At 61.4% G+C, this 11,921-nt stretch carries 9 protein-coding genes and 1 pseudogene; 3 read left to right on the top strand and 7 right to left on the bottom strand.

Annotation, left to right across the window (positions count from 1 at the left end; translation table 11 throughout):
* Nucleotides 1–128: 128 nt before the first annotated feature.
* The 3 genes and pseudogenes from K0H47_RS09290 to rlmKL all read right to left on the bottom strand — a co-directional run.
* Nucleotides 129–341, bottom strand: a pseudogene (locus K0H47_RS09290) (hypothetical protein); the annotation flags it as partial.
* A 209-nt stretch (nucleotides 342–550) separates the two neighbouring features.
* Nucleotides 551–2,950, bottom strand: coding sequence for a diguanylate cyclase (locus K0H47_RS09285; protein ID WP_219272419.1), 2,400 nt, complete (start codon nucleotides 2,948–2,950; stop codon nucleotides 551–553).
* 140 nt (nucleotides 2,951–3,090) lie between these two features.
* Nucleotides 3,091–5,355 (bottom strand): bifunctional 23S rRNA (guanine(2069)-N(7))-methyltransferase RlmK/23S rRNA (guanine(2445)-N(2))-methyltransferase RlmL, encoded by a 2,265-nt coding sequence (rlmKL, locus tag K0H47_RS09280; protein ID WP_063032336.1) that lies wholly within the window; start codon nucleotides 5,353–5,355, stop codon nucleotides 3,091–3,093.
* Between the two features lie 532 nt (nucleotides 5,356–5,887).
* On the opposite strand from rlmKL, the gene rmf reads away from it, so the two are divergent.
* Entirely contained in the window at nucleotides 5,888–6,103 is a 216-nt protein-coding gene (gene rmf, locus K0H47_RS09275) for a ribosome modulation factor (RefSeq protein ID WP_002553055.1), read from the top strand.
* A gap of 121 nt (nucleotides 6,104–6,224) precedes the next feature.
* Here the strand turns inward: rmf and K0H47_RS09270 are convergent, their stop codons facing one another.
* From K0H47_RS09270 to sctC, 4 genes are all read right to left on the bottom strand, one after another.
* A complete protein-coding gene (locus K0H47_RS09270; protein ID WP_093200434.1) occupies nucleotides 6,225–7,250 on the bottom strand; it encodes a quinone-dependent dihydroorotate dehydrogenase in 1,026 nt (341 codons plus the stop codon).
* A gap of 86 nt (nucleotides 7,251–7,336) precedes the next feature.
* Complete coding sequence (locus tag K0H47_RS09265; protein ID WP_093200437.1) at nucleotides 7,337–7,798, bottom strand: transglycosylase SLT domain-containing protein; 462 nt, start codon at nucleotides 7,796–7,798, stop codon at nucleotides 7,337–7,339.
* On the bottom strand, nucleotides 7,795–8,160 hold the full coding sequence (locus tag K0H47_RS09260) for a winged helix-turn-helix domain-containing protein (protein WP_218263337.1): 366 nt from the start codon (nucleotides 8,158–8,160) through the stop codon (nucleotides 7,795–7,797). Before K0H47_RS09260 ends, K0H47_RS09265 begins: the two co-directional genes overlap by 4 nt.
* A 174-nt stretch (nucleotides 8,161–8,334) precedes the next feature.
* Nucleotides 8,335–9,798, bottom strand: coding sequence for a type III secretion system outer membrane ring subunit SctC (gene sctC, locus K0H47_RS09255; RefSeq protein ID WP_219272418.1), 1,464 nt, complete (start codon nucleotides 9,796–9,798; stop codon nucleotides 8,335–8,337).
* A gap of 237 nt (nucleotides 9,799–10,035) precedes the next feature.
* Here sctC and K0H47_RS09250 point away from each other — a divergent pair, with 237 nt between their 5' ends.
* Together K0H47_RS09250 and K0H47_RS09245 are read left to right on the top strand one after the other, a co-directional pair.
* Nucleotides 10,036–11,235 (top strand): CmpA/NrtA family ABC transporter substrate-binding protein, encoded by a 1,200-nt coding sequence (locus K0H47_RS09250; RefSeq protein ID WP_063032346.1) that lies wholly within the window; start codon nucleotides 10,036–10,038, stop codon nucleotides 11,233–11,235.
* 12 nt (nucleotides 11,236–11,247) lie between these two features.
* Nucleotides 11,248–11,823 (top strand): ANTAR domain-containing response regulator, encoded by a 576-nt coding sequence (locus K0H47_RS09245; RefSeq protein ID WP_017477143.1) that lies wholly within the window; start codon nucleotides 11,248–11,250, stop codon nucleotides 11,821–11,823.
* The last annotated feature ends 98 nt before the right edge of the window (nucleotides 11,824–11,921 follow it).

The raw sequence follows: 11,921 nt of genomic DNA, 5'->3' as shown, positions 1-11,921 counted from the left end.
ATAGGATCACCGCGGTGTACCTGGTGCAACGCGGCGCCTGCATCGCAGCCTCGCTAAAGCTCGACAGCTCCCACGCTCCGATACCTGGCTTCAGGCAAGCTCGTCAGCTCCCACACTCCGATCTGGCTTCAGGCGAGCACCCGCTCTGCCTCAACTCTATCCCTGCCCGCCTGCTTCGCCGCGTACACCCCTGAATCCGCCCGCAGCAACAAGCCATCAACGCCCTCTTCGACTCGCCAGCTGGCGATCCCGAAACTGGCAGTCACGATACCCACATCCTCCATCGGCTCACTGCGCAACGCCTGCCACAACTCCAGGGCAACACTGAATGCCTGGCTGCCTCTTCGGTACTGGACCAGGTGCTGCTGGACCTGTACCGCCAGCCGAAACTGGCGGCGGCCCCGGTTCTCTAACAGCAACAAAGATCAAATGTGGGAGCTGTCGAGCTTTAGCGAGGCTGCGATAGGATCACCACGGTGTACCTGGTGCACCGCGGCGCCTGCATCGCAGCCTCGCTAAAGCTCGACAGCTCCCACACTCCAATCTGGCTTCAGGCAAGCGCCCGCTCTGCCTCAACTCTATCCCTGCCCGCCTGCTTCGCCGCATACACCCCTGAATCCGCCCGCAGCAACAGGCCATCAACCCCCTCTTCGACCCGCCAACTGGCGATCCCGAAGCTGGCAGTCACGATCCCCACATCCTCCATCGGTTCACTGCGCAACGCCTGCCACAACTCCAGGGCAACGCTGAGCGCCTGGCTGCCGTCGGTATTGGGGCACAGCACCACGAACTCCTCGCCCCCCAGCCGGCAAAACACATCCGTACGCCGCAATCGTTGGCTGATGCGCCGGCACAATTCCTTGAGTACTTCATCGCCGACCGCGTGGCCGTGCTGGTCGTTGATACGCTTGAAGTGGTCGATGTCGAACATGATCACCGACAACACTCCAGAGGCGCGCTTGACTCGAATCATCTCGGCCTTCAGCCGGTCCTGGAAGTAGCGTCGGTTATGAATGCCGGTCAGGGAATCGGTAATCGACAGCGCCCGCAGCTCTTCCTCGACCCGCTTGAGGTCGGAAATATCCGACACATAGCCATGCCATAAGGTACCGCCGCCAGGGAGTTCTTCCGGCGTCGCTTCACCGCGAATCCAGCGCAGCCCACGCTGGGGCAATTGCACCCGGTACTCTTCACGCCAATGGCTCAGTTGCAGGGTGGACAAACGAATGGAATCCCGTACCCGCTCGACGTCCAGCGGATGAATGCGCTCGAAGACCTTTCGTGCATCCTGCTGCAACACCCCCGGCTCGATCTCGTAGATATCGCGAATGCCGTCGCTGGCATAGATGAAACGCGAGTCGCCGTTCGGTTCCAGGATGAACTGGAAAATACCGCCGGGCACATGGGCACTGAGTTTCTTCAGCAGGCGGTCCCGCGCGGCCAGTGCCTCATAGGCACGCTTTTGTTCGGTGACATCCAGGCAGATCGCCAGGTGTCCGACCCACAGGCCATGCTCATCCAGCAACACGGTGGCGAGCATGTTCACCGTCAGATGGCTGCCGTCCTTGCGCACCAGCGTCCACTCACGGGTCTCGTGCACCGCATCGGCGCCGTCCACCAGCATCGCCTGGCCTGGCGCGATACGCTTGCCCAGCGCCGCGCTCAACTGCACCGCGCGGGCTTCCAGCTCGGGCGCCAGATGCAGGCTTTCGAGGGTCAGGTGACCCAGGACCTCGTCCACCTCAAAGCCCAGCATTCGCTCGGCGCCGGCGTTGAAGGTGGTGATCACACCGCGCAGGTCAGTGGCAATGATCGCCACCTGGGTCGCCGCATTCAGCACGCTGCGCAGTTGGCCGTGGGTACCCCGCAACTCCTGTTCACGCTGACGCAATTGGGCCGTGCGTTGCTCCACCAGTTTCAACGCGCGCTGGCGTTGGCTGACCAACACGTAGAGCAGCGCACTGAGCAGCAGGCTCAGCAGGCTGCCCATGACCAGGATAGTGACCTGCGAAGAATGATTACCCTGCAGGAACACCTGGCTGGGGCGCAGGCTCAAGGCGTAGACGTGGTCGCCAAGCGTCAGCCGGCGTACGGCCATCAGATCGCTGTCCGCCACCGCGTTGCTGGATTCATACAGCACGCGCTTTTCTGCGTCGGAAGTATCGACGATCTGCGTCACCAGATTGTCCCGGTCCGCCTTGGGCAAGCCGTCGGCCACCAGCTGGCGCATGCTGATTACCGCCATTACGTAGCCGTAAGGTTCGCTGATGGGCGCTTGTGGCGTCGGTGCCCGACTGACGGGTGCCACCAACAGCACGCCCATGGCGTAGGCCGGCTCCACCCCCACCAGTTGCATGGGCTGGGACACCGCCATTTTGCCGGACTGTCGCGCACGCTCCACCGTCGAGCGTCGCAGTGGCTGGGCCAACAGGTCAAACCCCAGCGGCGAGCCAAGCAGGCTCTGGGTCTGGCTGTACAGCACCGGCACATACTCATCGTGCTGAGCGGCCGGGGCCAGTTCGCCCGCTGCGTTCAATTCGCGAATGGAAAAACTCACCCCGCGCTCAGCCGTAATTTCTTGTTCAAACGCGCTGCGCTGGTCCCGTAACACCCGGGGCGCCCAGGCATAAGCGCGGGTGCGCAACAGCAAGGGCTGCGCAAAACCGTCGAACTCTTCGCGGGAGACCGTAGTGGAATTGACGAAAAACCGCCGCAGGCTGCCCAGGCGTTGTTCCTGGTCCTCAAAGCGTTCCTGGAGGCGGCTGTAGCGCTCGTTGACCAGCAACTGGAAGCGTTGGCGCACCTGCTGTTGATAGAGATCGGAGGCCGCCCAGGCGACGACGATCGTCAGCGCACTACCGGCCAGAAACACCACCACCGCCACCAGCCACGCCGATACTTGCTCACTGATAAAGCCTAGGATTTTCGGGCGGACGGCATGCAGCGGCATAGACAAGACTCGGAACGCCAGCGTGCAGGTGCGTCACTTTGGCAAGGCCTTAAGTTATAGCCACAGGACTTGCATTTGACCAGCGCAAAAAAAACCGCAAGGCCGGAATGATCCGGGCTTGCGGCTTCAGAACGCAGTGATCAGCGAGCGGTGATTTTCCACGCCCGATGGATCTTGGCGTTGCGCGCAAAATCCGGGTCGATGGTCTTGTCACTGATCTCCTCGACGGCGTAACGCTCGACGAGGTTGTCTTCCAGCTGGAACTTGCGGAAGTTGTTGGAGAAGTACAAAACGCCGCCCGGCGCCAGGCGTGCCATGGCCAGGTCCAGCAACTGCACGTGGTCACGTTGCACGTCGAAGATGCCTTCCATGCGCTTGGAGTTGGAGAAGGTCGGCGGGTCGATGAAGATCATGTCGAACTCATCACGACTGGCTTCCAGCCAGGCCATCACGTCGCCCTGCTCCAGGCGGTTCTTGTCGGAGAAACCGTTGAGGGAGAAGTTGCGGCGCGCCCAGTCCAGGTAGGTCTTCGACAGGTCAACGCTGGTGGTGCTGCGCGCGCCACCCTTGGCCGCGTGCACACTGGCGGTGGCGGTGTAGCAATACAGGTTGAGGAAGCGTTTTCCGGCCGCCTCTTTCTGGATGCGCATGCGCATCGGGCGGTGGTCAAGGAACAGGCCGGTGTCCAGGTAATCGGTCAGGTTGACCAACAACTTGACGCCGCCCTCGCTGACCTCGGTGAACTTGCCCTGCGCACTTTGGCGCTCGTACTGCTTGGTGCCGCTCTGGCGTTCGCGACGCTTGACCACCACGCGGTTCTTGTCGATGCCCAGCGCCTGGGGAATGGCCGCCAGGGCATCGAACATGCGGGCCGAGGCTTTTTCCGGGTCGATCGACTTGGGCGCCACGTACTCCTGGACGTGAACCCAGTCGTGGTACAGGTCGATGGCCATGGAGTATTCCGGCATGTCGGCATCGTATACACGGTAACAATCGACGCCTTCGCGCTTGGCCCACTTGCCCAGCAGCTTCAGGTTCTTTTGCAGGCGGTTGGCAAACATCTGCCCGCCTTCGCTCAAGCGCGCTTGCTCGACCACCGGGGCCGGGGCTGGTTTGATCGGGTTACCGTTCTTGTTGTACTGACGCTCTTGCGGCTCGGTCGGCGCCTGGTCGTAGGCCGCTTGCTCGCGCTCGGCCTGGCGCTGTTCCGGGGTGCGACGTTCGCCGGTGACGAACTGGTCCGGGGTGACCTTGATCAGCAGCAGCTTGCACGGCAAGGCGCCGTTCCAGAACGAATACTGTTTGTGACTGCGGATACCCATGCGCTTACCCAGGTCCGGAGCACCGGTGAACACCGCCGCTTCCCAGCCCAGGCACGCCTGGCGCAGACGCTCGCCGAGGTTCTGGTAGAGGTACAACAGGCTGGCTTCATCACCCAGACGCTCACCGTAAGGCGGGTTGCAGATCACCAGGCCTTTCTGGTTCTGGTCCGGCCGCGGCTCGAAGGTGCCGACTTCGCCCTGGTAGATCTTGATCCAGTGGCTCAGGCCGGCGCGTTCGATGTTGTTACGCGCGGGTTGGATCAGGCGTGGGTCAGCTTCGTAACCCCGAACCCACAGCGGCGGCTTGGCCATGCCGATGGCCGCGCGCTCGCTGGCCTCTGTATGAAGTTTCTTCCACAGCGCCGGAACGTGACCGAGCCAGGCGGTGAAGCCCCACAGCTCACGGTTCAGGTTGGGGGCCATGTCGGCGGCAATCATCGCGCCTTCCACCAGGAAGGTACCGACGCCGCACATTGGGTCCGTCAGCGCGCCGCCTTCGGCAGCGATGCGCGGCCAGCCGGAGCGAATCAGGATCGCCGCCGCCAGGTTCTCTTTCAACGGTGCGGCGCCCTGCTGCAGGCGGTAGCCGCGCTGGTGCAGGCTGTGGCCGGACAGGTCAAGGGAGAGGATCGCTTCGCCACGGTCCAGGCGCAGGTGAATGCGCAGGTCCGGGTTGATCTTGTCGATGGACGGACGTTCGCCGGTCGGGGTGCGCAGTTTGTCGACAATCGCATCCTTGACCTTCAGCGCGCCGAAGTGGGTATTGTCGATGCCCGAGCCGTGGCCGCTGAATTCAACGGCCAGGGTGCCGTCGGCGAGCATGTGGTCTTCCCACTCGATGTCCAGCACGCCGTGGTACAGGTCTTCGGCGTCCTTCATCGGGAAGCGCTTGAGCACCAGCAACACGCGGTTGGCCAGGCGCGACCAGAGGCACAGGCGGTAGGCGGTCTCCATGTCGGCCATGCCGCGCACGGCTGAGGTGTGCTCGCGGGCTTCCTCAAGGCCAAGCCCGACGGCTTCCTCGATCAGCAGGCCTTCGAGGCCCTTGGGGCAAGTGAGGAAGAGTTCAAAACGGTCCGACATGGGGCATTCCAGGCTTTTCAGCAATAAGTGAACGGGCGACGCATCGCGCGTTCGGTTTTCAATCAAGCGCTTTTCTTGAAGAGCGCTCGTGTGGCACGAATGTGCCGTTCCACCTCGGCTACAGGCCTTTTGGGCCTTTATCGACGGGGCAGTTCAAGTATTTGAAGCAACAAAAAGAAATATTCTGACCCTTCGTCGAATAATAACCGACTGCAACAGGTGGGCATTCTCACTAAAGGATTAAACCCATCCTCTTTGAAGGGCACATCATAGCTGGGTTTGCCCAAGAAAAGGGGCGAAAAGCCATCCCAGCTTATGGCCATAGCATCATTATCGTTACGTGCTTATGACAAAACGATCATTGAATCCATGTGACCTATTGGTTAGAACTCAACACAGGTTGGCGCCGTAACGACGCCGACACATTGGCTCGCCACGCCGGCAGCGAGCCCACCAACGGCAGAAAAACTCTGCCCGGCCTCGGACGAGGCCGAAGGATATCAAGACAGTCAACAAGTGAGGGAAACACCCTATGAGAAGACTTAAGCGTGATCCGTTGGAAAGAGCATTTTTACGCGGATATCAATATGGCGTTCATGGCAAATCCCGTGAGCTTTGCCCATTTACTCTACCGTCGGTACGCCAAGCCTGGATCAACGGCTGGCGAGAAGGACGCGGCGACAACTGGGACGGTATGACTGGCACTGCGGGAATCCACAGACTCAACGAACTTCACGCCGTCGGCTAATCAAGGGCATTTAATTCCGACACCAGCACGAATACGCAACCACTTAACCACGCACGCCCCATCCGGGCGGCGGGCTTCGGCCCAGGGGCTCCTTCGAGGAGCCCTTTTTAATGGGCCTCGATTAACCTTTTGGCAACGCCGCGATCGCATCCACCGACTGGCGAATCAACGCCGGGCCCTTGTAGATAAAACCGGAATACAACTGCACCAGGCTCGCGCCAGCGGCGATTTTCTCGGCCGCGTGCTTGCCTTCCGTGATGCCGCCCACCGCAATGATCGGCAAGCGACCGGCCAGTTCGGCCGCCAGCACCTTGACGATGTGGGTGCTCTGGTCGCGTACCGGCGCACCGGACAGGCCACCCGCCTCGTCACCAAAGGCCAAGCCTTCGACGCCAACGCGGCTCAGGGTGGTGTTGGTGGCAATCACCGCGTCCATTCCGGAGTCCACCAAGGCCTGGGCCACCAGTATGGTCTCTTCGTCGCTCATGTCCGGGGCAATCTTGATCGCCAACGGCACGCGCTTGCCGTGGCGCACAGCCAGGTCTTCCTGGCGCTGGCGCAAGGCTTCGAGCAGTTGCTTGAGGGAGTCGCCAAACTGCAGGCTGCGCAGGCCCGGGGTGTTCGGCGAGCTGACGTTGACGGTGACGTAGCTGGCGTGGGCATAGACCTTGTCCAGGCAAATCAGGTAGTCATCCACCGCACGCTCCACCGGCGTGTCGAAGTTCTTGCCAATGTTGATCCCCAGGATGCCTGTGTACTTCGCTGCCTGAACCCGCGACAGCAAGTTATCCACACCCAGGTTGTTGAAGCCCATGCGATTGATGATCGCCTCGGCTTCCGGCAGGCGGAAGATCCGCGGCTTCGGGTTGCCCGGCTGCGGCCGTGGGGTCACGGTGCCGATTTCGACAAAGCCAAAACCCAACTGCGCAAAACCGTCGATGGCTGCGCCATTCTTGTCCAGGCCGGCAGCCAGGCCCACCGGGTTGGGGAAATCGAGCCCCATCACCGACACCGGCATTTTCGCCGGGGCCTTGCACACCAGACCATTGAGCCCCAGGCGGCCACCGGCACCGATCAAATCCAGGGACAGATCGTGGGAGGTTTCCGGAGAGAGTTTGAACAACAGCTGGCGGGCCAGGGTATACATGGGCGGGATTGACTCGGATGGCGGCGAAAGGTGGCGGCGATTATAGCCGGGGTGAAGGGCTGCATGCGAGGCGTGCTGTCCAATCGTCAGTTGCGGTACGCCATCAGTTCCTCGTAGCGAACCCAGATCTTTTGCGCATAGCGAAGACGCAGGGCCTCGCGCTCAGTCCCGGGGCCACCGCCCACATTGTAGGAGCCGATCGCCGTCCAGTTGTAGCCGAACTGTTTGACAAAGTCGGCAAGGATCGACGCCCCGACCTCCACCGACAGGCATGGCTCATCCAGCAAGCGTTGTTCGGTAATGCCCAACTTGAGCAGGCGCGGCAGGTGAATGCTGTTGATCTGCATTAGCCCGATATCCCGGGTGCCATTGCTGTTGGCGTAATTCATGGCCTCGGCGCGATAACCCGACTCCACCGCGGCGATGGCTTGCAGCAGCTCCGGTTCGATGTCATAGCGGCTGGCGGCCTCGGCCCAGCAATACGCGCGGGCCTCATTGCTGAAACCAAGGGCGAGCAGCAGCACTCCCTTGCGCCAGGCGCGTCTCATGCCTGGCTTCGACCGCAGGTAGAACAGACATGGCTCGCAACCGTGACGGCACAGGTCACTCGGTACCCTTTGCCGTACACCGTCTTGATCAGCCCCCTACCGTCCTTCAAAATTTTACGCAGCGAACAGATGCAACGGGTCAGGGACTCTTCGGTGGCCTCGTTATGGGGCCATGCCTGTTCCAGCAAGTGATCCTTGGTCACCAACACACCGGCCGACGCCAGCAGCACGCGCAGCACCTGCCCCTCCTTGGGCGGTAGTTGAATATCCGAATCTTCGCCGGTCAGCCTGCCGTCGCCATGCAATGTCCAGCGATCAAAGACCATGGGGGCAGCCAGTACCCCGTTATTCATCACGGCCATTCGTACCTCTGCACCCAACTCACCCTCATTTCCAACACTGGTTATCCCGAAAAATCGCGACTATAAAAAGCTCACCCGCGGTATAGGAGAGGCAAAAGCCCCCGTGCACTGTTTTTTCCAGACAGGCTGCGTAGGACTTTTCGGCACCACCCCATACAGGAACAACGGCGGTTTTTATCCCTCGCCCCGACGGCTAAATGCACGTTTCACCTGCTCATACTGGGAGGGTGTCAGCGGCGGTGCCTGCCCCGGCTCTGCACGGGTACGCACAGCATCCTCAAGCGCCGCCGCCTGAATGACAAACAGCCGGACACTGTTGGCCATAGGCCCGTAATAGCGTCCGGACGAGGCCGGCCCGGCATCACGCTGAAAATCCCCCACCAGCAGCCGTCTGCCCGGCGCCACACGTACCACGCTGCTGATTCCCACGCGCTCCACCGCCGCCGAGCGCTTGTCGCGACTGCCAGCCTTGCTCCGCTGGCGGCCATCCTCAATGGTGAGCAGCATCTCGATTTCACCCGCCTCGGCGAAGCGCGACAAAACACTGACCTGCGTGCCGTAGACCACCGGTTGCCACTCATCACCGTCCTCACCCGGCCGGGGCAGATAGAACGTCTGGTGATCGTTGAACACCGCCGGCACATTCTCCTGGGTAAGAATCACCGGCAACGCCGTGACCTTCGCTCGCCGACGCGGCTCCAGTGCCATGATCCGCTTCATGAAGGCGTCGTCCACGACGGGCGCCATGACCCGGGTTGCGGAAGGCTCGCCGGAGCCTTCATGCATGGCCACGCCCAGCTTCTTGAGCTCATCACGGTCCACATCCACCAGCCACAATGAAACCTCCACTGCACGCTTCGGCACATCCAACTCCGCCACCAGGCTTTCGATAAAGCTCACCTGCTCAGGCTTGCCCTTGATCAACAGGCTGTTGGTGTCCGGGTAGGCCAGCACCGAAATATCGGTGTCACCCAGTAATCCGGATTGCCCCCGTGAGGCACTCTCCTGTTCGACAGCCAGCAGTTTTTCGATCATGGATGCCATGCCCGGCACCGTGATGGTTCTGTCGCCCATCTCGTACTCGCGGTCTGCAACGTGGGTGTTGAGTACCTGCACCACCCCGATCCGCTGCGGCCCCATGCGCAGTTCCGCACGCTGGCGGTCCATCAGTTGCGCCAGGCACAACACATGGTCGACATAGCTCGGCGGCCCAGACACATAGAACATCCGCGCCCCACTCGCCCGCAGTGGGTAGCGCGCCTCGTCGAGCCCCGAGCGGCGCATGAACCCGCGTAGGATATCCACTGAAATGTGCCGCAAGGTCACCACCGAGCTTTTCGCCTCGTCGGCGTCATAGAGGTAAAGCACCAGGCCGTCGCTGTGCCAGATCAAGCCGTGCTGCCGAGCGACCGACTCCAGCAGCGGTTGCGCCGAATCGAAATCGAACGCCCCGCTGATGCGCTTGCGCGCCGCCGCCTGACTGACAACGATCGGTTGCCCCAGCGGCAATGACAGCGCGGTAAAAAAAGTGTGCAGGCTTTCATCATGAGCCTGGTACGACTCCCCGAACGCGCAGGGGCTGCCCAACAGCACCAGGCAGAAAAGCAGCGTCGAAAAACGGGAAAGGTTGATGAACATGCCTGCATGGCCCGGGCTGAAAGAGCGGCCATACTGCGAGTCAGGCCATTTTCAATCCTGATGGAAAGCTGACGCTCCGCCCATCCTGTGCGCTTCGTGGCATGTGCCTTGCTTTGCCTTGTCTATCACAGCCCGCGCCAACGGCGGAACGGGCTCAAGGACACAGACGTCGTTACCCCGGGCCTTCATTGTGAGTGGCCCGACGGAACGGCGTTTTTTTATGAAAGGTAGCTATTGATGAGTGATCCCCTGGCTTGGGTCAACGGCAGCGATGCCCCGGAAAAGAGCAGCCTCAACCTGGGCTTCATGGCCCTGAGCGATTGCGCCTCGGTGGTGGTCGCCGCCACCCAGGGCTTCGCGCAGCCCTATGGCCTGACCTTGAACCTCAGGCGCCAGTCATCATGGGCCAGCCTGCGCGACAACCTGGTCAGCGGCGAACTGGACGCCGCCCACAGTCTGTACGGCCTGATCTACGCGGTGCACCTGGGCATCGGCGGCGTGGCGCCCACCGACATGGCCGTGCTGATGGGCCTGAACCAGAATGGCCAGAGCATCAACCTGTCCCGTGGTCTGCAACAGTTAGGGGTGACCAGTCCTGAGGCACTGGATCGTCGCGTGCACCAAAGCCGAACAAAACTCACCTTCGCCCAGACCTTTCCCACAGGCACTCACGCCATGTGGTTGTATTACTGGCTGGCGAGCCAAGGCATTCATCCGCTGCAGGACGTGGACAGTGTGGTGGTGCCACCGCCACAAATGGTTGCGCACCTGCAAGCCGGGCGTATCGATGGGTTCTGCGTTGGCGAGCCCTGGTGCGCGAGTGCAGTGAAGCAAAATCAAGGCTTCACCCTGGCGACAACCCAGGCGATCTGGCCGGATCATCCTGAGAAGGTCCTCGGTTGCACCCAGGCGTTTGTCGAGCAATACCCTAATACCGCCCGGGTGCTGGTGATGGCCATTCTGCAAGCCAGCCGATTTATCGAGGAGAGCGTTGAAAACCGCCGCTCCACCGCGCAACTGCTGAGCGCCCCGCAATACCTCGACGCGCCGCTGGACTGCATCGAACCGCGGCTGCTGGGCAACTACGACGATGGCCTCGGCAATCACTGGCAGGATCCTCATGCCCTGCGTTTTTTTGGCAATGGCGAAGTCAATCTGCCGTACCTGTCCGATGGCATGTGGTTCATGACGCAGTTCCGCCGCTGGGGGTTGCTGCGGGAAGACCCGGATTACCTCGGTACTGCCCGCCGCGTACAGCAACTGGACATCTATCGCCAGGCGGCCAGCGCCGTGGGGGTGCCCGCCGGAGGCGAGGCCATGCGCAGCGGTCAGTTGATCGACGGCAAAGTCTGGGACGGTTCGGACCCGGCCGGGTATGCCCGCAGCTTTCGCCTGCACGCCATGGCAGACGTTTCCAGCCGCCAGGCCTTGCGCTGACAGGAGGATCTTATGTTGCGAATCCTGTTGATCAACGACACGCCACGCAAGGTTGGGCGGCTCAAGGCCGCGTTGACCGAGGCCGGGTTTGAAGTGATCGATGAGTCTGGGATGACGATTGACCTGCCGGCGCGCGTTGAAGCGGTGCGTCCGGATGTGATTTTGATCGATACCGAGTCGCCGGGGCGTGATGTGATGGAACAGGTGGTACTGGTCAGCCGCGACCAGCCGCGGCCGATTGTGATGTTTACCGATGAGCATGATCCGGGGGTGATGCGTCAGGCGATCAAGTCTGGGGTCAGTGCCTATATCGTCGAAGGGATTCAGGCGCAGCGGCTGCAGCCGATTCTGGATGTGGCCATGGCACGGTTCGAGAGTGACCAGGCGCTGCGCGCGCAGTTGCAGGCGCGGGATCAGCAGTTGGCGGAGCGTAAGCGGATTGAGACGGCCAAGGGGCTGTTGATGAAAATGAAGGGGTGTAATGAGGAAGAGGCCTACACGCTGATGCGGCGTCAGGCGATGAGTCGGCAGCAGAAGCTGATTCAGGTGGCGGAGCAGATTATTGCGATGAGTGAGTTGTTGGGGTGAGGGGTGGGTCGGGGTGTATATCCGTTATTTAGGTAACGGCGACTATTGGTTCCGCTCTTACAGCGGCTCACTTTTGAAAAGCGCAAAAGTAAGCAAAA

It is taken from the genome of Pseudomonas sp. Xaverov 83 (assembly GCF_019352905.1).
GTDB lineage: Bacteria > Pseudomonadota > Gammaproteobacteria > Pseudomonadales > Pseudomonadaceae > Aquipseudomonas > Aquipseudomonas yamanorum.
The sequence above is the reverse complement of the archived record's forward strand: the minus strand, read 5'-3'. Positions and strand labels throughout refer to the sequence as shown.